The sequence below is a fragment of the Caballeronia sp. dw_19 genome (assembly GCF_018449515.1).
Taxonomy (GTDB): domain Bacteria; phylum Pseudomonadota; class Gammaproteobacteria; order Burkholderiales; family Burkholderiaceae; genus Caballeronia.
In genome coordinates this window covers 144,164-168,484 of record NZ_JAAVUQ010000009.1, presented here as the reverse complement: position 1 = coordinate 168,484, position 24,321 = coordinate 144,164, and the positions used below count along the sequence as shown (strand labels likewise).

Genomic DNA, 24,321 nt, shown 5'->3' with positions numbered 1-24,321 from the left:
TGGTTATGGGTGAGTGATGCCAATGTTCGGTTGATACGCTCTACCAAATTAATTATTTGGTAAAGGAAAGTTTAATTGGCGGCTGAATAGCCAATTCGATCCGTATTACTTTCTAATATTTTTTTACTTTATTGCCGATGAATCCGGCACGAACACGCGTAGTTTTTGCCAGCGTGATTCAGGCAGCTTCATATTGGAACCTGGAGTACGTCGGCATGACCGTGACGCAGACGTTCAAGACGTGGACCGTGTGCGAAACGATTATTTCGGTGTTCACGCCGGGGTTGTCGATGGTGCCTTGTTGCGGATCGTATGGAACAACGTCTCCTGGTCTTCGGTATTGATCTTTCTCCGCAGCCGGCCTATCAGCAGATGCGCGCCACATTGATCAAAAATGCGGACGCATCCCACCGCAATCTGCTGTCGAGACCCAAGGAACAGCCCGCAAGCCCGCACCCCCTTGGTGCTCCAAGTCATCAAAGGTTCATTCAACTCGTCCACTGTCGCGCCGTTAAGTCAGTCAGATCAACGGAATTCCCATGCAATTCTCTACCCTCCATGTCACACACGGCGCGCCATCGACGGTCGACGCGTTGATTGCCGACCGTGCGTTGTGGGCGGTATTTCAGCCTATCGTGCATCTTTCCGATGGCGAAATTGCGGGCCATGAAGGGCTCATCCGCGGCCCGGCGGACACCTGGCTGGAAACTCCGCGCGGCTTGTTCGCACAGGCGCAGCAGGAAGGGTCGGCACACCGGCTGGAGATAGCGGCGGCACAGGTATGTTGCGAGTCCTTTGCCCGCCTCAACGGCAGCGGCCTGCTGTTCGTCAACGCAAGCGCCGCCGTAATCGAAGCAAGCATCGGCGAGGGCGACGGCATTGCCAATCTGCTCGGCGCCAGTGCGCTTGCGCCCGAGCGCGTCGTGATCGAACTGACCGAGCAGAGCGTCATTGCCGACCTTGATCGTTTCGACGCGACCGTTCGCGGATTGCGCGCAAGCGGGGCCGCGTTCGCGCTGGACGACTACGGCAGCGCGAACGCGAACATGAATCTCTGGGTACGGCTCGCACCCGGTTACGTGAAGATCGACCGGTTTTTCATCGACAATATCGCACTCGACCCGATGAAATTCGAGGCAATCAAAGCAATGGCCGCGTTTGCAAGAGCCAGCGGCGCCGAGCTGATTGCAGAGGGCATCGAGCGGCCAGCGGATCTGGGAATCGTCCGCGACCTGGGCATTACGTATGGACAAGGGTTCTTGCTGGGGCGCCCGGCGGCACTGCCCAGTCAGGCATTGCCCGCGCCCATCCTGCACTTGCTGCGCTCGTCCCGGATCACCGTCTATCCCTCGCATACCCATACGCACCGCGAGTCACGCGCGAGCGGATTTGAACTCGACCGGATGCTGATTCTCGCGCCTTCGTTGCCGCTGGATGCTCGCAACGATCACGTGGTCGACCTGTTCAACGCAGCGCCGGACTTGCACGCGGTGGCGATCATCGACGACGGCCGGCCGGTCGCGCTTATCAATCGCCGCGCCTTCATGGACCAGTACGCGCTGCCTTACCATCGCGAGCTGTTCGGCAAACGGCCTTGCCTTCAGTTTGCCAATCCGGCGCCGCTGGTGGTCGAGCGTTACGCCACGCTGGAGCAAGTGGCGCATATGCTTGCCAACGACGACCTGCGTTATCTCTCCGACGGTCTCATCATCACCGACGCAGGCCGCTACGTAGGGCTCGCCACCGGGGAGCGGCTGGTGCGCGCCGTGACGGACATCCGGCTGGAAGCGGCACGTTATGCCAACCCGCTGACGTTTCTTCCCGGCAACGTGCCGATCAATTCGCATGTCGAGCGGCTGATCGACAATGGCGTCGACTTCGTGGCGTGTTACGTCGATCTCGACGACTTCAAGCCATTCAACGACTGCTATGGTTATTGGCAAGGCGACGAAATGCTCAAGGCGGCCGCTGCGGCGCTACGCTCGGTCTGCGAACCAGCGAGCGATTTCCTTGGGCATATCGGGGGCGACGACTTCCTGATGCTGTTTCAAAGTGCGGACTGGCGCAACCGCAGCCTCCAGGCCATTGACCACTTCAATCAAGAGGTCAAACGTTTTTACTCACCGGAAGACCGGCTTGCGGGCGGCATCTACAGCGAAGACCGGAGCCGGCGCCGGCAGTTCTTCGGCTTCGTCACCATGTCCATTGGCGCGGTCAGGGTAGCTGCGGGAACGGCGCGCATCTGCGAGGAAATAGGCACAGTCGCGGCTGTTGCCAAGCGTCGCGTCAAGAAGGAAAAGACCGGGATTGTCGCGATCGATTTTGCTCATCACCGGTCCGTCTGATTATTCCGCACGCGGCGTCCGCTGCATGCTTACACTAAAGTTACATGCGCGCCGTTGCATCGCTCCCCGACCGGTCGGACGTTTTTTCTCCAGTATTCTGATGATCGCGAACGGAGCGGCCGCTCGCATGCGTGAACCAAGCCTGTTTAAAGCGTAACTGGTATAACGACATACTTAGCGTCGCACACGGCCCGCTCCGCGGAGCGCAATTCTGACAGCAAACTCGCGATTCCTTACGCACCATGACCACTCAAACTCATTCAGCCGCGCCCGATCTTCCTGTCGACATGATCATCTTCGGCGGCGGCGGCGACCTGTCCGCACGCAAGCTCCTGCCCGCTCTCTACATGGCGCATTTGCACGGCAACCTGCCTGTGCAAACCCGCATTATCGCGATCGGCCGCCGTGACTGGTCGCGCGAGCAGTACGTGCAATTCGTGGAAGAGCAATCGAAACCGTTCGTCGACAAGAAGGCGCTCGACCCGCAAGCGTGGGACAGTTTCCTGGCGCTCTTCGACTACGTGCGCATCAACATTGATTCGGCAAGCGACTATCTGCGGCTGGCGGAAGTTGCGCGCAGGGAGGTATGCCGCGTGTTTTATCTCGCGACGTCGCCGGACCTGTTCACGACCATCTGCGACAACCTCGCGGCCGCCGGTTTGGTCGACGGCAACTCGCGCGTCGTGCTGGAAAAACCGCTCGGCCATGATCTTGCCTCGGCGCAAGCGATCAATGCTTCCGTCGGCCGTCATTTCGCCGAAGCGCAGATTTATCGCATCGATCATTACCTCGGCAAGGAAACGGTGCAGAACCTGATGGTCCTGCGTTTCGGCAACGCGATCTTCGGTCCGCTATGGCAGGCTCCGTATATCAAGAGCGTGCAGATCACGGTGGCGGAAACGGTGGGCGTGGGTAGCCGTGCAGGCTTCTACGACCAGACCGGCGCGCTGCGCGACATGGTGCAGAACCACTTGCTGCAACTGCTGTGCATCGTGGCCATGGAGCCGCCTGTGTCGCTCGATCCCGATGCCGTGCGCGATGAAAAGCTCAAGGTGCTGCGTTCGCTGCGCAAGATGACCGTCTCCGATATTGCCCGCGATACCGTGCGTGGCCAGTACAGTCCGGGCGCGATTGGCGGCGAGCCGGTCAAGGGTTACATGGAAGAGGACAACGTGCCGGTGGAGAGCCGTGCCGAGACCTTCGTCGCCATTCGCGCGCATATCAACAACTGGCGCTGGGCGAATGTGCCGTTCTTCCTGCGTACGGGCAAGCGCTTGCAGAAGAAGCAATCGGAGATCGTGATCGACTTCGCCGACCTGCCGTTCTCGATCATTCCCAGCGGGCCGCGCAACTATGGCAACCGGCTGATCATCCAGTTGCAACCGGAGGAATCCATCCAGTTGCAGATGCTCGCGAAGGAGCCTGGTAGCGGCATGCATATGCTGCCGGTGAATCTGAATCTGGATTTGCAGCAGGCCTTCACCGAGCGTCGCGCGGAAGCGTACGAGCGGCTGTTGATCGATGTGATGCGCGGCCGCCTGACGCATTTCATGCGCCGCGATGAACTCGAAGCGGCGTGGGCGTGGGTGGAGCCGATCCTCGACGGCTGGAAGGAACTGAACGACCGGCCGCGCACCTACACGGCCGGCACGTTCGGCCCGGCCGCCTCTTCGGCGCTGATGGCGCGGGAGAACATGGCCTGGGCTGAAGAGGCCTAAAAGGGGGTTTTCGTTCGCACTCGGGGGGTGGGGTTTTTGGGGGCGATGCTGGGTTGCGGGTTGGTCGGTTCTGGGGTTAGTGGTCGGGGTCAATGCCGGGTTGGTGCTTTCAGTGTTAGTGGTCTGCGAGAGTCGGATTTTCTCTTTATCACTATTAGCCACTGTGCGTGGCGGCACGTCATTTCTTTGTCCAAAGCGACAAAGAAACGAAGCAAAGAAAGCGCTTTAACCGCTCTACCCTAAGTGTCCACAGCGTGCAGTTTTCATTCATAGGTGCCCCAAAAGCACGGTGCTCGCCAGAGCGACGGATGTGTGAAACCCTCCTTCTCGCGAATCCTGACACGAACACGCTTCGCCCCGTACGCTCTCGGGCAAGCACCATTCGCCCGGCAACCCGCTCGGCCCCACCCGCATTTAAGGCTTCGTTTCTTGGTAGGTTCGGTAAGTGGCTTGCGCTGCGGGTGTAGTGGTCTAATTTCGCTCTCGGGCAAGCACCATTCACCCGACAACCCGCTCGGCCCCACCCGCATTTAAGGCTTCGTTTCTTGGTAGGTTCGGTGAGTGGCTTGCGCTGGAAGGCCCCCGTGGCCAGCTTCGCCAATCACAGCCTGATGTCTATTTACCGCTTCAACCTTTGGCGAGTCGGCTGGTCGATTGCATGGAATTCGTCGGTTACGGCCTCACGCATCCTGCGGCCTCGTTTCAACGTAGGTTGGCGAGATAGTTCGTTATACATACAAATTGGTGCCCGGTTGTCCGCGGATAGCGCAGGGTGCCCCTTGGGCAGGTTCAATCACTGGTGGCGAAGCGTGTGGGTATCGGTGTTCGGAGAAAGAGGGGTTCACACATCCTCCGCTCTGGCGAGCACCGTGCTTTTGGGGCACCCATGAATCAAAACTGCACGCTGTGGACACTTAGGGTAGCGTGGTTTAAAAGCGCTTTCTTTGCTTCGTTTCTTTGTCGCTTTGGACAAAGAAATGACGTGCCGCCACGCACAGTGGCTAATAGTGATAAAGAGAAAATCCGACTCTCGCAGACCACTAACACTGAAAGCAGCAACCCGGCATAGACTCAGACCGCTAACCCTGGAACCTAGCAACCCAGCACTAACCCCGACCGCTAACCCCAGAACCGACCAACCCGGCACTGACCCCGGACCACGAACCCCAAAACCTCCCCGCCGCCACCCCAACTCCCCCGAGTGCGAACGCCCCTAAAGCGAAAACCGGACCTCGGCCGCAAGACCCTTCCCACCCGAGCCGTCATCAAGCCTGATGCTCGCCCGGTGCGCCCGCACGATCTCACGCACTATTGCAAGACCTAGCCCGCTGCCCTCCTCCCCCGATGCCCTGAAGAACGGCTCGAACACGCGATCGCGGACATCGGCGGGAATGCCAGGACCGTCGTCAGTGACGGCAAGCACAATCGTCTTCTCGCGCCGCTCGATCAGCAACGTCACGTGACCTGACGCGGGGGTGTATCGAATAGCATTGTCGACCAGGTTGAACACCAGCACCGACAATAAACGCGCGTTCCCTAATACGATCGCGTCGTCGGCAAGCTGCGCGGCCAGCTCGATCCCCCGACGTTGCGCCAGCAGCGCCAGCTCTTCAATCACGGTTGTCGCGACTTCGCGCAAATCGACACGCTCGCCCTCGAAATGGCTGTAATCAGCGGTCTCGGCTTGCGCGAGCAACAGCAACTGATTCGTCAGCGACACCAACGCCCCATTGCTCTTGTGCATGGCCGACAAGGTCTCTTTGACGGTGGCGAGATCGTCATGGCGTCGGGCATATTGCAGTTGCGCACCGAGCAACGTCAGCGGCGTTCTCAACTGATGCGCGGCATGCGCAATGAAACGGCGCTGCATGGCGGTCTGCCGCTCGATCCTCGCAATGCACTGATTGATCGCATCCACAATAGGCCGCAACTCGCTCTGAAGATGCTCCGAGCGCAACGGCACGAGTTCGTTCGGCGCCCGGTCGCGCACGTCGTTAGTCAGCGCCATTAAATGCCGCAACTCGAACGTCAGGCCGACGCACACCAGCACAATTGCAATCGCAATGATCTCCGCGAAATGCTGCAGTTGCGGTCGCCATAGCTCGGTCGCCAATGCATCGCGCTCCAGTTCCGTACGGCCCACCGAAACAAGGATGCGCTTGCTCTCGCCAGAGTCGTACATCGGCCGGATGATGGAAACTGCCCGCACCGGTTGACCGTCGATCTCGGTGTCGTACCAGCCGGGGGAACTCGGCGGCTCGACCTGCTCAAGATCCGACGTGCCCGCAATCGCCGGTCCGTCAATCACGCGGATACGAAAAAACACCCGGTCGCCATAGGGCGAACTCAGGATTTCAATAGCGCTCGGCGAGATGTCGGCGTGCAGGAAACTGTCGTCCCACTTGACGTCGCCGGCCATCACGCGCGCAGACGCGAGCAACGCATTGTCCTGGATCAGGCTCGCGGTTTTCTGAGCGCCTTCACGGGCCATGTAACCCGCGGCGAGCACATAGACCGTCAGCGGCAGCAGCAACCACAGCAGAAGCCGCAGGCGCAGGCTATTCGTCATCGCTGCTGGCTTGCAACAGATAACCCAGGCCTCGGAGCGTAATGATGGTGGCGGTACTTTTCTCGAGCTTCTTGCGCAGCCGGGAGACGTATATCTCGATGGCGTCTTCGCTCGTGTGGGTAGTCGAACTGCCGAGGGAATCGGCCAGCATCGGCTTGGAGACAGTTTTCTTGGCCTTGAGGATCAAGGTCTCGAGCACGGCATGCTCTCTCGGTGTCAGGCTCAGCACTTCGCCCGCTACCGAGAACTGCCGCCGGTCGATATCGTAGGAAAGATCGCCGCAGCGCGTGCTGTTGGAACGCGAAGGCAACTGCCGCCGCACCAGTACCTTGACCCGTGCGACCAGCTCGCGCGCATCGAATGGCTTGACGACATAGTCGTCCGCACCGGCGCTCAGGCAAATCACCTTTTCATCCACGGAACCACTGGCGGTCAGGATCAGCACCGGCGTGTGGTCGCCCCGTTCTCTCAGCCGCCGCAACACGCCCTTGCCCGACAGGTTAGGCAAGTTGAGATCGAGCAGCACGACGTCGTAGCGCGTGGTGCGCAGGAACCGGTCGGCCGCGTCGCCGTCGCTGACGCGATCGAGCACAAAACCATCGTCTTCCAGAATCTTAGCGAGCCAGTGAGCCAGTTGCTCATTGTCCTCGACCAGCAGTAGCTTCATCACGTTCACCGCGTTATGCGTGGGCATTGTCCGTCGACCCGGCATAGGCGTGATTCGAATGAGCCTCACGCCATGCCGGTCCACGGCCCTCAGGCGAAGTGTATCTCGCTCGGGGCGTGGTCATGGCGTCGTGCGCTGCCCGTCAAGCGGTCTTGTACTGACTGCGGGCTTCCGTGGATCGATACAGCACCAGCGTCGCGATCAATCCGCAGACTGCGGCAACGGCCATCCACGCGCCCGGCGCCGCCTTGTTGCCGGTTACGTGAATCAGGTACGTGGAGATAGCGGGCGTGAACCCGCCGATAGTCGTCGCCAGGCTATACGCCAGCGAAAAACCCGTCGTCCGTACTTCGACCGGCATGACTTCGGTGAGCGCCACGACCATCGCGCCGTTATAGCTGCCGTACAGGAATGAAAGCCACAACTCCACGCCGAGCAGGCGCAGGAACGATGGATCGGCGACCAGCCACTGCACCGCCGGATACGACGTGAGGATGGTCAGGACAGTGAAGAACAGCAGCACCGGGCGGCGTCCCACACGATCAGACAACGCACCCGAGAGCGGCAGCCAAACTAGGTTCGACAAGCCCACGAACACCGTCACCACCAACGCATCGATAGAAGAAAGCTTGAGCACTTCCTTGCCGAAGGTCGGCGTATAAGCCGTGATCATGTAGAACGACACCGTGGTCATGATGACCATGCCCATGCCGGCGAGCACAATGCCCCAGTTCGAGAGCATCGACTTCATGATCTCGCCCATCTGCGGACGATGTTTGCGTGCAAGGAATTCTTCGGTTTCCTGCAACGAACGGCGAATGATGAACAGGAACGGCACGATCAGGCAGCCGATGATGAACGGCACGCGCCATCCCCACGAAGTCATCTGGTCGGGAGGCAGGATGCGGCTCATGCCCACACCGATCAAAGCAGCGAACACCACGGCCACCTGCTGGCTGCCCGACTGCCATGAGCAGTAGAAGCCCTTGTTGCCCTTGGTCGCGATCTCGGAGAGATACACCGACACGCCGCCGAGTTCCACGCCAGCCGAGAAGCCTTGCAACAGACGCCCGAGCAACACGATGATCGGCGCCAGCACGCCAATGGTCGCGTACCCCGGAATCACCGCGACCAACAAGGTGCCGGCTGCCATCATGGCCAGCGTGAGGATCAGGCCCTTGCGCCGGCCGTGATGATCGATATACGCACCGAGCACAATTGCACCAATTGGCCGCATCAGGAAGCCCGCGCCGAACACGGACAGCGCGAGCATCAGCGACGCAAATTCGTTACCGCTCGGGAAGTAGGTCTTGGCAATGGCCGAGGCGTAATAGCCGTAGACCATGAAGTCGTACATTTCGAGGAAGTTGCCGCTGACGACCCGAAATACCGATTTGAATTTCGAGTCGTTGGCAGACGTAGCGTGTGAGGACATGAACTTGACCTTCTCAAAGGATGCGGCGTGCCGGCGCACGATGGCGACAACAATCACTGCATTCGATAACAATTAACCACGACCGGCGCGAGTGCGACGGACGCATTGGTGATGCCTATCCAATCATCAATACCGACTTGCCCACCTGGCGCCGTGCCTCCAGCTCGGCATGCGCCTCTTCAACCTGATCGAACGTATAGCGGGCGCTGATGGAGATGCTGAGCGAGCCATCGGCCAGCGCGGCGAACACGTCGTCGGCGCGGCGCTGCACGGTTTGCGCGTCGGCGAGATGATCGGCCAGCCGCGGACGCGTCAGGAACAATGAGCCGCTTTCGCCCAGTTCGATGGGATCGAGGTCGTTCAACGAACCCGACACCGATCCATAATTGACAACCAGTCCACGCACGCGCGTCGCGCGGAAACTGTCGCGCAGCGTCGTGCGGCCGACTGCGTCATACACCACATCCACGCCCCGGCCGCCGGTCGCTTCCCGCACACGATCAGCAAAGCGGCCATCGTCGTAAAGCATCACGTGATCCGCACCGAGCTTGCGCGCGACATCCGCCTTCTGCTCGCTGCTGGTGGTGGCAAACACCGTCGCGCCGCGACGCTTGGCAAACTGCACCAGCAACTGGCCGATACCGCCGGACGCCGCATGGATCAGGCACGTGGTGCCGGCGCTCACATGGCCGACATCGTCGATCAGGTAATGAGCAGTCGATCCCTGGAAGATAGCGGCGGCGGCGAGGTCAAAGGGAATCCAATCGGGAATTCGCGCGAGCCGTGCTGCTGGTACGACGGCATAATCGGCGTAAGCGCCCCACGAAATACACCACGCGACTCGCTCTCCCAGTTCGAACGACGTCACGCCCGGGCCGGTTTTAACCACGTCGCCGGAACCTTCCATGCCAAGCGTGCACGGAATTCTCACGGGGTACGTCCGCGACGCCTTGTATTTCCCCTGGCGCGTGTGGATATCCATGAAGTTGATACCGGCGCATCTGACCTTGACCAGCACCTCGCCATGCCCCGGTTCAGGAACTTCGATATCCTGACGAATCAGGACTTCGGGGCCGCCGTACTGTTCTATGCGTATCGCTTTCATGGCATCGCTTCGAATAGAGGGAAATGAGTCGCCGGTTCCACGTTATTGTTTCGACGTTACTTGGCGCCAAGCTGCACGCGATCCACGAACTCGTTCGTGTAGGTCCTCGACAGATCGATATGGCGCGGATCAATCGACGAGTTGGCCAGCGTGAGCACCTTCAGCACGGCCGCAGGCGTACCGTCCGGCATCCGCCCATCCTTCGTAAACATCGGCAGGGAGGACTTCAGGGCGCTGATATAAAGCGCCTTGCCTGGGCCCGGTCCATAAAAATCGCTGGGCACCTTGGCCGTTATCTCTTCGGCGCTATGGCTCGTAATGAACGCCAGCGAGCGCACCATTGCGCGCACGAGCTTCTGCGCTTCATCGTGGTGCGAGTTGACCCAGCTTCGCTGAGCATAGAAACACGGGCCGGCATACGGGCCACCCAATGCCGCCACCGTGCCCGCGGCACTGCGCATGTCCACCAGCACTTTCGCATCGCCGCTGGCCAGCAGCCGGCTCGCGACCGGCTCCTCGATCATGCCCGCGTCGATACCGCCCTGATTCAACGCGGAGATAAAACTGTCGTCGGAACCCACCGGCAATATCGAGTATTCCTTCGGCGACAACCCCGCGCGCGCGGCAAGATAATGAGTCAGGAAGTTGGTAGACGATCCCAGCCCCGTCACGCCCAGCGTCTTGCCTTTCGCGTCAGCCATGGTGTTGAAACCCGCCGCGGATTTCTTCGAGACCAACTCGACCAGCCCCGCGCTCTTGCTGAATACCATGAGCGCTTCAACGTCCTTGCCGCGGCTCTGCAGGTCGATGGTGTGATCGTAGAAACCGACCGCTCCCTGGATCGCGCCGGCGAGCAGTTCCGTCGCGGTATCGACGCCGGCCGGCTGGGACAGGATCTCGAATTCGAGTCCTTCATCCTTGAAATAACCAAGTTGCGACGCAAGGATCAAGGGCAGATAGACGATTTTGGAGGTGCCTCCCGCCATCAGCGTCAGCTTTTCTGCCTGCGCGGGCGGCGCGGCGCACATCAGCGCGGCCAGCGTGCAAGCGAGCGTGAAAAGGCGGGGCGAAAACTGCATCGAGAAACGTCTCCTTCTATCCCTGGCAAACCGGCATCTTGTTCTAATGTGCGCAAGTATAAGAAGGCAAAGCCTTCTGCCTGCTTTCTGCCAGGGTGGAAAAATATCGGCGTTTACCCTTGGCGGGTGGAATTGGCCGGGTTTTAAACGACTACGCGCTCAAACCCGTGAGGGAGAGAGCGCGTTTTATGTCCAGACTTTGTTACGGCGTCTTGCCTGAATCCGGGCTTACCAGGCGGCGATCACCGCGCCCGCGTACTTCGCTTCAATAAACTGCTTCACTTCTGGCGAGTGATAAGCGGCCACGAGTTTCGCCACCCACGGCTTGTCCTTGTCCACGGCGCGAATCGCGATGATGTTCGAGTACGGGCCGTTCGGATCTTCAATCGCGATCGCGTCCTGCTTCGGCTTCAATCCGGCTTCCATCGCGAAGTTCGTGTTGATCGCGGCGGCGTCCACATCCGCGAGCGAGCGCGGGATTTGCGCGGCGTCGAGTTCGACGATCTTCAGCTTTCTCGGGTTATCGATAATATCGAGCGGCGTTGCTTTCAGGCCTGCATCGGCGCGCAACTTCAGCAAGCCGTTCTTTTGCAGCAGCAACAGCGCCCGGCCACCGTTGGTCGGATCGTTCGGCACGGCAATGCGCGCGCCCACCGGCAACTCGGCCAGCGTCTTGAACTTCTTCGAATAGATGCCCATGGGGAACGTGACGGTATCGGCGATCTTGATCAGCTTGTAGCCGCGGTCTTTCACCTGCGCGTCGAGATACGGCGCGTGCTGATAGCTGTTCGCGTCGAGATCGCCCGAAGCCAGCGCCGCATTCGGCTGGACGTAATCGGCGAACTCGACAATCTTGATGTTCAGTCCGTTCTTCGCAGCTACCTGCTTCACGATTTCCATGACCTGCGCATGCGGACCACCGGTCACGCCCACCTTGATGGTTTCGTCGGCTTGTGCGACGTTGGCGAGCAAAACCGTTGCGCTGAAAACAGCAGCCAGTTTGAGAATGAATCGACGTTGCATGAACTATCCTATGAGCTTTATATGAAAAATTATTTGTGGCTGATCATTTGTGGCTAAGACGACGCACGAGCCAGTCACCGAGCGACTGCACAAGCTGCACGAAGACGATCAGGATCACCACCACCGTCAGCATCACTTCCGGCAAGAACCGCTGATACCCGTAGCGAATGCCCAGGTCGCCCAGACCACCGCCGCCGATTGCACCGGCCATGGCCGAATACCCGACCAGTGACACGAACGTAATCGTCAAACCAGCCACCACCCCCGGCAAGGACTCCGGCAGCAACACCTTGAATACGATCTGGCTCGTGGTCGCGCCCATGGCCTGCGCTGCTTCAATCAAGCCGCGATCGACCTCGCGCAGGGCAGTTTCGACCAGCCGCGCGATGAACGGCGCGGCCGCGATAGTCAGCGGTACAACCGCGGCCATCGTCCCGATCGACGAGCCCACCACCAGCCGCGTGAACGGGATCACTGCGACGAGCAGAATGATAAACGGTGTCGAACGCACCGCGTTCACGACGCCGCCCATGATCCGGTTCACTGCGAGATTGCGCAGCACGCCGTCGCGGTCGGTGAGATACAGCAGCACGCCCAACGGCAGCCCCAAGGCCGCGCCGACCAGCCCGGAAATGCCCACCATCACGAGTGTTTCCCAGAACGACTGGACGAACATATCGAACATTTCACTCAACATGGGACATCTCCTCTACCACTACACCTTGCTCACGCAGATAAGCAATGGCCTCGGCCACGTTCGCCGGTTTCCCCGCTGCGAGCACCGCCAGCGAGCCGAACGCCTGGCCCTGAATCTCGTCGATCTGGCCGTGCAGGATGTTGAAATCAAGTTCGAAGCGGCGAATTGTTTCGGAGAGGATCGGCTGGTCGACGCCGGAGCCGGTGAATGCGAGCCGCAGCAAATGACCGCTGCCGGTTTTCAAACGCTCGGCCACGCGCAGCTTCAACGCAGGCGGCAACTCATGCGCGATCACGTCACCAATCAACGCGCGCGTGACTTCGTGATGCGGCTGCATGAAGACATCGACCACATTGCCCTCCTCTACCACGCGGCCGGCGTCGAGCACCGCGACGCGATCGCAGACCTGCTTGATCACGTCCATCTGATGCGTGATCAGCACGATCGTCAGGCCCAGCTCCTTGTTGATCTTGCGTAGCAGATCAAGAATTGAGCGTGTGGTTTCAGGATCGAGCGCGGACGTGGCTTCGTCGGAGAGCAGCACTTTGGGCTTGCTGGCAAGCGCCCGGGCGATCCCCACGCGCTGCTTCTGGCCACCGCTGATCTGGGCCGGGTAACGATCTTTTTGCGTGGTCAGCCCGACGAGTTCCAGCAGCGGCAACACGGTCGCCTCGATCTCGCCGCGTTTCATGCCGACGAGTTCGAGCGGCAACGCGACGTTGTCGAACACCGTGCGCGACGACAGCAAATTGAAGTGCTGGAAGATCATGCCGATGTCACGGCGCGCCGTGCGCAATTGCGCGGCGGGCAGCGTGGTGAGGTCCCGGCCGTCCACGATCACGCTGCCTTCGCTTGGCCGCGTCAGCAGGTTGATGGTGCGCACCAGCGTACTTTTACCGGCGCCGCTGCGCCCGATAATGCCGAACACTTCGCCCGGCGGGATCGTCAAATTGACGTTATGCAGCGCTTCGATCCAGCCTCGTGGGCCCGCGAAGCGTTGCGAAAGATTGCGTATTTCGATCATGTAAACAAAAAAAGCGGCGGACTCCCTATTGAGCGAGTTCGCTCGGGAAGCCGGCCGCCGTTCATCCCTGGTTCGTGAGAGGCGAAAGTTTAACGTAACCCACGTCGCGGCTTAATAATCTATTGCGCAAGGCTAATTACTTATCCGTATGTACGTTGCGTGGCGGGGCCGTCAGGGGCGTTGATCGTCCTTGAAATACGCAAAGCTCATATCGATTCAAGCAAAGCTCGGTTCCATCGCGCAAAATCGCTCGATAGAATGGCTCGCCGAGATGGCGGGTTAATCCCGATTTGATCATCGCCCGATAAAGCTGCCGTGCTTTGCGTACGAACAATGCGCACGTGGCTCCACTGCAATCCTGGGAGTATTTCGTTGAAGAGCTTTGAATTTCGCCGGCCGCTTGTGGTTGGCATTGGCGGCACGACCCGCGCGGCTTCATCGACTGAACGCGCGCTTCGTCTCGCCCTGCTCGGCGCCGAAGCCGAAGGTGCACGCACGCGGCTGTTCGGCGGCACGTTCCTGCATTCGCTCCCGCACTATGCGCCCGAACATGGCGAACGCTCGGCAGAACAGCTCGAATTGATTGAGGCGGTGCGTGAAGCGGATGCGGTCATCATCGCGACGCCGGGTTATCACGGCGGTGTCTCGGGGCTGGTCAAGAACGCGCTGGACACGCTGGAGGAACTCAGTGACGACAAGCGTCCCTATCTCGACGGCCGTGCGGTGGGTTGCGTGGTGACGGCATATGGCTGGCAAGGCGCCGGCGCTGTGCTCACGTCGTTGCGCTCGATCGTGCATGCGTTGCGGGGCTGGCCGACGCCGTACGGTGCTGCGGTCAACTCGCTGGAAACGCGCTTCGAGACGATTGATTCCTGTTCGGACCCGAAGGTGGCGGAGCAGTTGGCGACGGTGGGGCGGCAGGCGGCTCAGTTTGCGCTGGCGTTCAATGCACGCGATGCGCTGGGTGAATTGGGTCTGCCATTGACCATATCCGATTGAAAGTTTCGCTCGCGCCGGTGGACGGGGTTGGGGGGGATTTGGGGGTGGTGGGAGTTGATGCCGGGTGGTTGTTTCTGGGTTAGCGGTCGGGGGTCTATGCCGGGTTGGTCGGTTCTGGGGTTAGCGGTCGGAGTCAATGCCGGGTTGCTGCTTTCGGCCTTAGTGGTCTGCGAGAGTCGGATTTTCTCTTTATCACTATTAGCCACTGTGCGTGGCGGCACGTCATTTCTTTGTCCAAAGCGACAAAGAAACGAAGCAAAGAAAACGCTTTCAACCACGCTACCCTAAGTGTCCACAGCGTGCAGTTTTCATTCATAGGTGCCCCAAAAGCACGGTGCTCGCCAGAGCGAAGGATGTGTGAAACCCTCCTTCTCCGAACACCGATACCCACACGCTTCGCCACCAGTGATTGAACCTGCCCAAGGGGCACCCCGCGCTATCCGCGGAAAACCTCCTCCGAATTTGTACGCATAACGAACCACGTCGCTAACCCATCAAGAAACGGGGCCACGCGGATGCATCAGGCCGTAGCGTAGCTGGCAAAAGAATCGCGCAGCCCGCGCAACAACCCACCAAACATGAAGCCGTAAATATACGTTCGGCCGTGTAGCCCACCAAAAAAATAGCGCACGCTCGGCCAACGCACCGAGAAACGCGGCAGCGAATGCGTGTGAGGCCGTGCGGGTCCCTCGGCAATTGTGCTTGCCCGAGAGCGTACGGGGCGAAGCGTGTTCGTGTCAGGATTCGCGAGAAGGAGGGGTTCAAACATCCGTGGCTCTGGCGAGCACCGTGCTTTTGGGGCACCTATGAATGAAAACTGCACGCTGTGGACACTTAGGGTAGCGTGGTTAAAGCGCTTTCTTTGCTTCGTTTCTTTGTCGCTTTGGACAAAGAAATGACGTGCCGCCACGCACAGTGGCTAATAGTGATAAAGAGAAAATCCGACTCTCGCAGACCACTAAGGCCGAAAGCAGCAACCCGGCATTGACTCCGACCGCTAACCCCAGAACCGACCAACCCGGCATAGACCCCGACCACAAACCCAGAAACAACCACCCGGCATCAACCCCCACCCCCAACTCCGTCCACCGGCGCGAGCGAAAAACCCTTGGCTAATCCCTGAACGGTAACTCCGGCGTGAAAACAAACGGATCGAGCGCATAACCCGTGTGGAAATAGCCACTGCATGCACACGTTGCGATGCGTTCAAGATCGTACGGCTCGCGTGCCGCCCCGCGCGATTGATCAGCGGCCACCGTACGCCGCTCCCGCCAGTGCCGCAGCACTTCACTCCCCCAGTTTCTAAAAATGGCTCTCGGTTCAGACATCGCAATTCTCCTTGAACACGTTCCGGTACGGGCTACCGCTAAATACAAGGTAGGTCAAACTTAAACGTACAGGAACCATCTTTTATTCATTTGGATATCTGACGATGAATAGAAAACCTATCGATCCCGAATCGATCCCTATTAAGCCAGCGTCACGGAGTGTCATTAAGGGTCCCTCATAAACGACCCATGTCCGGTGTGTAAAGCAAAGTCCAATCGCTTCGTTGCCGCGACCGCGCACGGATGCTTCAATTTATTGCCGCTGCATTTTTCCGCCCGCCCCAGCGCGCAAGCATCCCGATACACAACGATCGACAACGACACCCGACAATATCCAACGATTCCCCAAGGAGCACCCGATGACCCTCATCGCCACGCCTGCCGTTGCCGCCGAATCCTCAACCGCGCTGGACCTCAACGTCCATGCAGTAGGCGGCCGGATCGGCGCCGAAATCCGCGGCGTACGCCTCGGGCCGGATCTGGCCGACTCGACCATCGCGGCCATCAACGCCACGCTGCTGCGGCATAAGGTGATCTTCTTTCGCGGTCAGTCGCATCTGGACGACGCCGCGCAGGAAGCGTTCGCCAGCCGCTTCGGCGAAACCGTCGCTCATCCAACGGTGCCATCGGTCGCCGGCAGCAATCGTCTGCTCGAACTCGACTCGAAGGACGGCACGCGCGCCAATTCCTGGCATACGGACGTGACCTTCGTGGAAGCCTATCCAAAGATCTCGATCCTGCGAGGCGTGGTAATCCCGCCCGCTGGCGGCGATACGGTCTGGGCCAACACTGCCGAGGCCTACACTCGTCTGCCGGACCCGCTGCGTGCCTTGGCGGACTCTCTGTGGGCCATTCATACGAATACCTACGACTACGCGGCGAACCGCAGCGCACCCGCCACCGACGCCGAGCGGGCATATCGCGAACAGTTCACCTCGACAGTCTATGAAACCGAACATCCGGTCGTGCGCGTGCATCCGGAAACAGGTGAACGCAGCCTCGTGCTGGGTCATTTCGTGCAACGCTTCGTCGGCTTGTCACAACGCGATTCGGATCGCCTGAAAGAGCTCTTTCATGATCACGTCACGCGCCTCGAAAACACGGTGCGCTGGCGCTGGACCCAGGGCGACGTAGCGATCTGGGACAACCGGGCAACGCAACACTACGCGGTAGCGGATTACGACGAGAGCGCACGCCGCGTGGTCCGGCGCGCGACGGTGCATGGTGATGTGCCCGTGGGTATCGACGGCCGGCGCAGCCGCGCGTTGCGCGGTACGCCTGCACCAAACTGATCCCGCCCCCGGCAGCGTTGCAGGCCACGCTGCCTTTCGCCTCCCCTTCATTGCGTCTTCCTTACGAATTCAATGACCCCACGATCCCTCCTGCATTCCCTCATTGTCACGCTGGGCATGGTTGCCGCCACGAGCGTCCTGGCTGCCGCCCCGGCTGTCGTCCGGATCGGCGTGGCGACGCAAGGTTATGGCGATCCGCCCGTGTTCGGCGGCTCGCCGGCCGCGACCGCCCAGTTGCAGCACCGCGTGGAAGACGCGCTCAAACCCGACGGCGTCAAGGTGGAATGGCTGTTCTTCAAAGGCGCCGGACCCGCGGTCAACGAGGCGTTGGCGAATCGTCAGATCGACTTCGCCTACCAGGGCGACCTGCCCGCCGTGCTCGGCCGCGCGAATGGCCTCAAGACAAAATTGCTGCTGGAATCCGGCGTGCGTACGGGCGTCTACCTGGCCGTGCCGCCCGACTCCGACATCAAAAGCGTCAAGGACCTGAAGGGCAAGCGAGTCGCGATCTTTCGCGGCACCAACCTGCAACTTGTAGTCGATAACGTCCTGAAGGCGAACGGTCTCTCCGAGCGTGACCTGCGCGTGATCAATCTCGACGACGCCGCGTCGCAAGCCGCGCTTGCATCGAAGGGCGTGGACGCCGTGTTTCTCGACTTCAAGCTCTTCAAGCTCCAGCGGCAGGGTCTCGCGAAGATCATCTACGCGTCGCGTGACGGTGGCTTGCAGTACACGCGTCAGGCGCATCTGCTGGTTCTCGACGACTTCGACCATGACCACGCCGACATCGTGCAAAAGGTAGTGACGTCGGTCGTGCAAGCGTCGCAGTGGTCCTCGGACGAAGCCAATCGCAGCGCGCTTTTCACGCTGTGGGCGAAGAGCGGTGTGCCAGTGGAATCGTGGCAATCGGAGTACGCGAACCAGACACTCAAGGAGCGCACTTCGCCGTTGATCGATCCGTTTATCGTGGCGCGCTATCAGGCCGTTGCCGACGACGCGCTGCGTCTCAACCTGATCCGTCAGCCCGTGAGCGTGAACGGCTGGTTCGAACCGAAGTATCTCGATCAGGCCTTGAAGACGCTGAAGCTCGAAAACTACTGGCCCCGTTTCGATCCGTCCGGCAAGCCGCTGGCATCGTGAACGTCTGAACTTTTCTGGAGAAGCCGGTCATGGCGAACAGCATTGCCCGCACTGTGTCTCCCAACCGCCGCCAGGCTTCGCTCGACAACGCGCACGGTCACGCGGCGAGCGTGGCGCGCTCGCTGGGCTGGATCGCGTTGCCCTGGCTCGTGCCCGTGGCTTGCGCCGTGTTGTGGGTGCTCGGGTCCCACTACGGCTGGATCTCGCCGCAAATCCTGCCGTCGCCCACCCTCGTCTTCGATACCCTCGGCGGCCTCGCCAGCACCGGCGAACTGTGGATGCATATCGGCGCGAGTCTGTCGCGGATCGCGGTCGGATTCACCGGCGGCGTCGTGCTCGGCTTGCTGCTTGGCGCATGGCTGGGGCTGTCGCGCACAGCCGAGGCTTACATCCTGCCCAGCTTCAATGCCGTCGTGCAGGTGCCGGTACTGGGATGGCTGCCGTTTCTCATGATCGTGGTGGGTATCGGAGAGCCGTTGAAGTATTTGCTGATCGGACACGCCGCGCTCGTGCCGGTGACCTTGAGCACGCTGCAGGGATTCCGCCGGACGCCACCCGCGTATCTCGATGTTGCGCGCGTCTTTCGCTATTCACGCCGCCAGACGATCTTCAGCGTGATCCTGCCCTCGGCCGTGCCGGTCATCGGCACCGGTATTCGCCTCGCGTTCACCAAGGCGTGGCTCACGCTGGTCGTGGTTGAACTGGTGGCATCGTCGGAAGGGCTGGGTTATCTGATCGTGTACGGACGGCAGTTGTTCCAGCTCGATCTGGTGCTTGCATCGGTGCTCATCGTGGGTGCGATCGGGTATGCGGCGGATCGCCTGCTTACGGTTCTGGAACACAAACTGTCGCCCGCGCGGCCGGCCTGAAGGAGTATCGAAATGGCCACGTCGTCTCTTGAACTCGAAACCGGCTCCGCGGCTATCGCAGCGTCGGGCGAACCGGGCAAAACCGGACGCCGGCGCGGCTGGGTCATCCCGGCTGTCGCCCTGTTCTCCTGGTGGTTTGTCTCGCGTCATGTGGTCGCCGGGCACGGCATGATGACCTCGCCTGCGCAGGTGTTGCATACCGCTATCGATCAGGCGCGAAGCGGTGCGCTGTGGCGGGCGCTCTCGGCATCGCTTGCACGCGAACTCACCGGCTTCACGCTCGGCGCAAGTCTTGGGCTCGTGCTGGGTGCGTTGCTCGGTGTCTCGCCCTTCGCGAACCGGCTGATCGGCCCCAGCTTCAATGCGTTCAAGCAGGTCTCCCTGTTTGCGTGGATACCGCTGATTTCCGTATGGTTCGGTCTCGGCGATGTCGCGAAAGTCGTGTTCCTTTCGCTCGCCGCGCTGGTGCCCGTGGTCGCGCATACGAGCGACGGCATCCGCGCGGTCTCCCCTGCGCTCCTCGATGTCGCCCGCGTGTTCCGCTACAGCAAGTTGCAGACCGTCAGACATGTCGTGCTTCCCGCTGCGTTGCCGTCCATCTTCACCGGCATCTATCTCGCGCTCATCTATTCGTGGCTTGCAACGCTCGGTGCGGAGTATCTGCTGGTCGCTGGCAGCGGCATCGGCAACACGCTGGTCGACGGCAGCGAGCAGTTCCGCATGGATCTCGTGGTATTCGGCGTGATCGTGATCGGCATCACCGGGTGGGCGTTGAATGCGTTAGCCCGTGCCATCCAGCAACGCTGGTTCCGCGATCCGGCCATGTGATTGCGCATTTTTCATATTTCATAAAGAGTCCATATCATCATGGCGACTGTCCCCAGCACCCGAACAAGCGATCTCAACCTGCATCACGTCTCCAAGCGTTTTGCCGGCGACGACCACGCCGTGCCTGTGCTCGATCGCATCGACCTGTCGGTGAAGAGCGGCGAGTTCGTGGCTATCGTGGGGGCCAGCGGTTGCGGCAAGTCCACCCTGCTGCGCCTGATTGCAGGGCTCGACGACCAGTTCGATGGCGACATCGAATTCAGCGGCGAGCGCGTTCGCACCACCGATCTTGCGCGCGGTATCGTGTTCCAGGATCACAGGCTGTTTCCGTGGCTCAACGTCGAGCAGAACATTGCGGTTGCGCTGAAGAATTCAGGGCGTAGCAAGGAAGAGAAACGCCGTGCGGTAGCCGAGCATATCGCGCTGGTCGGCCTGAAGGGTAATGAAGGGCATCATCCGCATCAGCTTTCGGGCGGCATGGCGCAGCGCGTGGCAATCGCCCGGGGGCTCGTCAACCGGCCGAAGCTCCTGCTGCTCGACGAGCCGTTCGGCGCGCTCGATGCGCTCACGCGCAGCCGCCTGCAGAATGAGTTGCGACGCATCTGGGAACACGAGCGGATCACCATGATCCTGGTCACCCACGACGTTGACGAAGCCGTATTCCTTGCCGACCGCGTGGTCGTCATGCAGGCGCGGCCGGGGCGCATTGGCAAGATCGTGAAGGTTGATCTGCAACGGCCGCGCAATCGCAGCGATGCCGCGTTCGTGCGCTTGCGCGATGAAATACTGGCGGACTTCAGCGTGCCGCAGGACGTGGCCGCCTGATCAGGCGCGTTCTCTCATGCACATGCTTCGCAACTTTTTCTTCTTTCCAATCCCTGGCGGCAACGGGTTTGCTTTTGCCAAATGCTTGTTTCCATTGTCTTGCGAGGCTCGTTAATGTGGGGCACATGCATTCCACTGCATTGTGTACCGGAGGAAAAACAAGCATGCATTACAAGGGTTATGAAGTCGCTCCCGCGGCACAAGCGCTGCCTAGCGGATTGTTCGCCGCCAATCTCGTGATTCAGGACGAAGCGTCGCTGCAAAAGCGCGCTTATGTATTCGACGCGCTCGACTACTTCTTCGAATCCGATCTCGCCATTGCTTACGCTGCGCGCTGGGCTCGCATGTGGATCGACAACCGGCGGCTGCCGCGCGCCTGACGTTGGTTTCCATCCATCCCCCCGAATTCACGGAGGGGGGAGTTCCGTAACCGATTTCAGTTCAATGCCATGGCTGCTGCCGCATTGACCGGCGACCCTTCCAGGGCGACCGAAGCACGACCGTCCGGTCCCACCGGCACGTCGCCCACCAGCGTTGTCCGATACAGTTGCCGGTCGAACTCCAGGTCGAAGATATCCGATGGCGCGAGGTGCGCCGTCGACCGGTTGTCCCAGAACGCTATGCTGCCGGGTTCCCATTTGAACCGTACCGTGAACTCCGGACGCGTCACGTGCTCCCACAGCAGTTCGAGAATCGCCTGACTCTCACGCGGCGTCACACCAACAATGTGCTTCAGGAAACTTGGGCTGACATACAGCGCCCGCTCGCCAGTTTCAGGATGCACGCGCACCAACGGATGTTCACTGACCAGTGCGCGTTGCTGCACGGCTTGCTCAAATGCGCTGGTGGCGCTGGCCCCGGCGGGCGCCGTAAATTTATGCACGCCGCGCAAGCCATCGACAAAATCACGCAGCGGCGCCGAGAGTTTTTCGTACGCGGCAACAAGGCTTGTCCATTGCGTGTCGCCGCCATAGGGCGGAATGGTGACGCCCCGCAGGATCGATGCGAACGGCGGATTGACGGCAGCCGTTACGTCGGTATGCCAGCCGGTCCACGGACGCAACAACGCCTGTCCTTCGAAACGCGTTGCCTTGCGATACTTGGAAATGGAATAGATCTCGGGGTGCCCGTCAACGTGCCCAAACACGGGATGCCCCAGCGTAAGCTCGCCGAACTGCGCGGAGAACGCCACGTGCTGCGCGTGCGTGAGGAACTGCTCGCGAAAGAAGATCACGCGCCACTTCAACAACGCCGCGCGAATCTGCGCGACCTGATGGGTGTCGAGTGGCTGCGATAGATCGACGCCGCTGATTTGTGCCCCTATGAATGCCGACAGCGGCGTGACCTGGACCGACTCCGTAGTACTTGCGACGGCTGCGTTCATTATGTGTCTCCTGAAAGGGGATCGCCAGCTTGAGGTGGGGATATTCGGGTCTTACGATTGAAGCTCAGGCATACGCGGCGGCATGACAAAGGACCCCGATGTTTCGATATGCACCTTACGACCGCCTCGCAGCGGCCTCAACCAATCGATCCGCATATGCAAACCACGCCGAACGCAAAAGATGGCCGAAGACTAGAATCAATCTCGCTGTGTCGAATAACGTTATCGTGTTTTCTTCCTTTCCAATCGCCACGAGCCGGTCTAACTTCACCGCCATGAACTCAACCATCCAGTCACCTTCCAGTCTTCCGCATGAACAACCGCCGGTCGCGTGGATCGCCGGGGTCGGCGCCAGCGCGGGACTGGGCGCAGCAGTCGCCCGGCGCTTCTCGGAGGGCGGCTTCACGGTCGCCCTCACGGGACGCACGGCCGAACGTGTGGGGAGCATCGCCGCGGAGATTCGCGCCTCGGGCGGCGTGGCCCACGCATTGCCCGGCGATATTTCGGATGAAGCAACCGTTGCCGAGCTTGCCGAGCGCGTGCGTGAACTTGGTCCGCTAACGGCGGCCGTATTCAACGCAGGCGGTGCAAGCCGTGCGCCCACGCTTGAACTGAGCGCAGCGGACTTCGAGCAAGCGTGGCGTACCGGCGTGCTCGGCGGTTTCCTGTTTGCGCAGGCAGCGCTGCGCCGGATCTTGAACAATGGACTGAACGGCGGCAGTTCAACGGGGCGCGGCACGCTGCTGTTCACGGGCGCTACGGCCGCGTTGCGCGGCAAACCACCCTTCGCGGCGTTTGCTGCTTCGAAGGCGGCGTTGCGCTCTCTCAGCCAGACCCTCGCGCGCGAGTTCGGCGCCCAGGACGTGCATGTCGCGCATATCGTGATTGATGGGGGCATTGACGGCGAGCGTCTGCGGCAATCCGCGCCGCAGCGCGTGCAGCAGGCCGGTGACGATGGCTTGCTGCATGCAAGCGCCATAGCAGAGAGCTATTGGCAGTTGCACCATCAGCATAGAAGCGCATGGACGCAGGAACTTGATCTGCGTCCGTTCAAGGAAACGTTCTGAACAACGAGCCGCGCGTTGAAACGTTGCGCGCGGTTCGCTTTGATTTCGCTGTCATGCGTTCCTTATGGGCCCGCATGCGGTCATTTACTTCCTCTATTTATCCCCTCATGTCTAAACGCCCCTTCCTCCTTGCGTTGGCGCTGTGCGCTGCGCTCGCTCCATTCAATGCCCGCGCCGCTGGTGCAAACGAACTGCGCATCGGCTTCGTGCCGGGGCCTTACGCCGATGAATTCAAGGCCGGTGTCGAACCGCAATTGCGCCAGAAGGGTTACACGATCAAGTACGTGGAATTCAGCACGGGGCTGGAGGCTAACCAGGCGGTGTATCGTGGGGAGATCACAGCCGATGTCATGCAGCACGAGGTCTATCTGAAGTCATACAACGACCGCAACGGAACCGATCTGGTTGCCGTCGTGCAAGTACCCACACCGCCAATGGGCCTTTATTCGAAGAAGCACCATGCGTTGACGGACGTCCGGGCCGGCGCGACAGTGGCCGTGCCCAACGATCCGGTCAACCTGGAGCGCGCGCTCAAGATCTTGCAGCGGATAGGCTGGATCAAGCTTCGTCCGAACAGCAATCCAGTGGATGTGACCGAGCGTGACGTGATCGCGAATCCGGCCGGCATCAAGATTGTTCCGCTTGAAAATGCGCAGGCGCCGCGTGCGCTCGATGACGTCGATTTCGCCGCCATCCAGGGCAATTTCGCGATCTTCAGCGGTTACAAACTCACCGACGCGCTCGCCCTGGAGCAGATGACTCCGCCGTACATCAACCAGGTCGTGGTGAGGGCTGTGAACAAGACATCGCGCAGCACGCGGGACATTGTCGATGCGTATCAGTCGCCCGCGTTTCAGCAGGCCATCCTGAACAACCATTTCTACGATGGTTTTCGTCTTCCCGAATACTTCGCCAGCAAGTAGGGTT

At 60.4% G+C, this 24,321-nt stretch carries 22 protein-coding genes; 12 read left to right on the top strand and 10 right to left on the bottom strand.

Annotated elements, in window-relative coordinates; all coding sequences use genetic code 11:
• The first annotated feature begins 173 nt into the window (after nucleotides 1-173).
• From HB376_RS15415 to zwf, 3 genes are all read left to right on the top strand, one after another.
• Nucleotides 174-344, top strand: coding sequence for a hypothetical protein (locus HB376_RS15415; RefSeq protein WP_346730502.1), 171 nt, complete (start codon nucleotides 174-176; stop codon nucleotides 342-344).
• Nucleotides 345-539: 195 nt separating this feature from the next.
• Nucleotides 540-2,345, top strand: coding sequence for a phosphodiesterase (locus HB376_RS15410; RefSeq protein WP_213764527.1), 1,806 nt, complete (start codon nucleotides 540-542; stop codon nucleotides 2,343-2,345).
• A gap of 242 nt (nucleotides 2,346-2,587) precedes the next feature.
• Nucleotides 2,588-4,063 carry a glucose-6-phosphate dehydrogenase gene (gene zwf, locus HB376_RS15405; RefSeq protein ID WP_213764526.1) on the top strand — a complete coding sequence of 492 codons (1,476 nt, stop codon included), beginning with the start codon at nucleotides 2,588-2,590 and terminating at the stop codon, nucleotides 4,061-4,063.
• Between the two features lie 1,213 nt (nucleotides 4,064-5,276).
• On the opposite strand, the gene HB376_RS15400 is transcribed toward zwf, so the two are convergent.
• The 8 genes from HB376_RS15400 to HB376_RS15365 form a co-directional block, all read right to left on the bottom strand.
• Nucleotides 5,277-6,632, bottom strand: a complete 1,356-nt coding sequence (locus HB376_RS15400) for a sensor histidine kinase (RefSeq protein WP_213764525.1) — start codon at nucleotides 6,630-6,632, stop codon at nucleotides 5,277-5,279.
• Nucleotides 6,622-7,299 carry a response regulator transcription factor gene (locus HB376_RS15395; RefSeq protein WP_213764599.1) on the bottom strand — a complete coding sequence of 226 codons (678 nt, stop codon included), beginning with the start codon at nucleotides 7,297-7,299 and terminating at the stop codon, nucleotides 6,622-6,624. The genes HB376_RS15400 and HB376_RS15395 overlap by 11 nt, the downstream gene beginning before the upstream one ends.
• A gap of 142 nt (nucleotides 7,300-7,441) precedes the next feature.
• Nucleotides 7,442-8,734 (bottom strand): MFS transporter, encoded by a 1,293-nt coding sequence (locus HB376_RS15390; RefSeq protein WP_213764524.1) that lies wholly within the window; start codon nucleotides 8,732-8,734, stop codon nucleotides 7,442-7,444.
• A 115-nt stretch (nucleotides 8,735-8,849) separates the two neighbouring features.
• Complete coding sequence (locus HB376_RS15385) at nucleotides 8,850-9,839, bottom strand: quinone oxidoreductase (RefSeq protein WP_213764523.1); 990 nt, start codon at nucleotides 9,837-9,839, stop codon at nucleotides 8,850-8,852.
• Nucleotides 9,840-9,895: 56 nt separating this feature from the next.
• Nucleotides 9,896-10,918: an ABC transporter substrate-binding protein gene (locus HB376_RS15380; RefSeq protein ID WP_213764522.1), complete on the bottom strand. Its 1,023-nt coding sequence runs from the start codon at nucleotides 10,916-10,918 to the stop codon at nucleotides 9,896-9,898.
• Between the two features lie 228 nt (nucleotides 10,919-11,146).
• Entirely contained in the window at nucleotides 11,147-11,941 is a 795-nt protein-coding gene (locus tag HB376_RS15375) for a MetQ/NlpA family ABC transporter substrate-binding protein (RefSeq protein WP_213764521.1), read from the bottom strand.
• A 43-nt stretch (nucleotides 11,942-11,984) separates the two neighbouring features.
• A complete protein-coding gene (locus tag HB376_RS15370; protein WP_213764520.1) occupies nucleotides 11,985-12,638 on the bottom strand; it encodes a methionine ABC transporter permease in 654 nt (217 codons plus the stop codon).
• Nucleotides 12,628-13,662, bottom strand: a complete 1,035-nt coding sequence (locus tag HB376_RS15365) for a methionine ABC transporter ATP-binding protein (RefSeq protein ID WP_213764519.1) — start codon at nucleotides 13,660-13,662, stop codon at nucleotides 12,628-12,630. The genes HB376_RS15370 and HB376_RS15365 overlap by 11 nt, the downstream gene beginning before the upstream one ends.
• Before the next feature lie 372 nt (nucleotides 13,663-14,034).
• Here HB376_RS15365 and HB376_RS15360 point away from each other — a divergent pair, with 372 nt between their 5' ends.
• Nucleotides 14,035-14,661, top strand: coding sequence for an NAD(P)H-dependent oxidoreductase (locus HB376_RS15360; protein ID WP_255631362.1), 627 nt, complete (start codon nucleotides 14,035-14,037; stop codon nucleotides 14,659-14,661).
• 1,112 nt (nucleotides 14,662-15,773) lie between these two features.
• Here the strand turns inward: HB376_RS15360 and HB376_RS15355 are convergent.
• Nucleotides 15,774-15,989 (bottom strand): hypothetical protein, encoded by a 216-nt coding sequence (locus tag HB376_RS15355; protein WP_213764517.1) that lies wholly within the window; start codon nucleotides 15,987-15,989, stop codon nucleotides 15,774-15,776.
• A 359-nt stretch (nucleotides 15,990-16,348) separates the two neighbouring features.
• Between HB376_RS15355 and HB376_RS15350 the strand changes: the two genes are divergently transcribed.
• The 6 genes from HB376_RS15350 (at nucleotide 16,349) to HB376_RS15325 (ending at nucleotide 21,323) form a co-directional block, all read left to right on the top strand.
• Entirely contained in the window at nucleotides 16,349-17,281 is a 933-nt protein-coding gene (locus HB376_RS15350) for a TauD/TfdA family dioxygenase (protein WP_213764516.1), read from the top strand.
• A 72-nt stretch (nucleotides 17,282-17,353) separates the two neighbouring features.
• The gene (locus tag HB376_RS15345) at nucleotides 17,354-18,421 is read left to right on the top strand and encodes an ABC transporter substrate-binding protein (RefSeq protein WP_213764515.1); all 1,068 of its coding nucleotides are present in this window, start codon (nucleotides 17,354-17,356) and stop codon (nucleotides 18,419-18,421) included.
• A 29-nt stretch (nucleotides 18,422-18,450) separates the two neighbouring features.
• Complete coding sequence (locus HB376_RS15340; protein WP_213764514.1) at nucleotides 18,451-19,290, top strand: ABC transporter permease; 840 nt, start codon at nucleotides 18,451-18,453, stop codon at nucleotides 19,288-19,290.
• A gap of 12 nt (nucleotides 19,291-19,302) precedes the next feature.
• Nucleotides 19,303-20,118 carry an ABC transporter permease gene (locus HB376_RS15335; protein WP_213764513.1) on the top strand — a complete coding sequence of 272 codons (816 nt, stop codon included), beginning with the start codon at nucleotides 19,303-19,305 and terminating at the stop codon, nucleotides 20,116-20,118.
• A 39-nt stretch (nucleotides 20,119-20,157) separates the two neighbouring features.
• Nucleotides 20,158-20,943 (top strand): ABC transporter ATP-binding protein, encoded by a 786-nt coding sequence (locus tag HB376_RS15330; RefSeq protein WP_213764512.1) that lies wholly within the window; start codon nucleotides 20,158-20,160, stop codon nucleotides 20,941-20,943.
• A 164-nt stretch (nucleotides 20,944-21,107) separates the two neighbouring features.
• On the top strand, nucleotides 21,108-21,323 hold the full coding sequence (locus HB376_RS15325) for a hypothetical protein (protein WP_031357276.1): 216 nt from the start codon (nucleotides 21,108-21,110) through the stop codon (nucleotides 21,321-21,323).
• Between the two features lie 56 nt (nucleotides 21,324-21,379).
• Here HB376_RS15325 and HB376_RS15320 read toward each other — a convergent pair whose 3' ends face one another.
• The gene (locus tag HB376_RS15320; RefSeq protein ID WP_213764511.1) at nucleotides 21,380-22,327 is read right to left on the bottom strand and encodes a TauD/TfdA family dioxygenase; all 948 of its coding nucleotides are present in this window, start codon (nucleotides 22,325-22,327) and stop codon (nucleotides 21,380-21,382) included.
• Between the two features lie 275 nt (nucleotides 22,328-22,602).
• Between HB376_RS15320 and HB376_RS15315 the strand changes: the two genes are divergently transcribed.
• The gene (locus HB376_RS15315) at nucleotides 22,603-23,394 is read left to right on the top strand and encodes an SDR family NAD(P)-dependent oxidoreductase (protein WP_213764510.1); all 792 of its coding nucleotides are present in this window, start codon (nucleotides 22,603-22,605) and stop codon (nucleotides 23,392-23,394) included.
• Between the two features lie 107 nt (nucleotides 23,395-23,501).
• The gene (locus HB376_RS15310; protein WP_255631361.1) at nucleotides 23,502-24,317 is read left to right on the top strand and encodes a MetQ/NlpA family ABC transporter substrate-binding protein; all 816 of its coding nucleotides are present in this window, start codon (nucleotides 23,502-23,504) and stop codon (nucleotides 24,315-24,317) included.
• The last annotated feature ends 4 nt before the right edge of the window (nucleotides 24,318-24,321 follow it).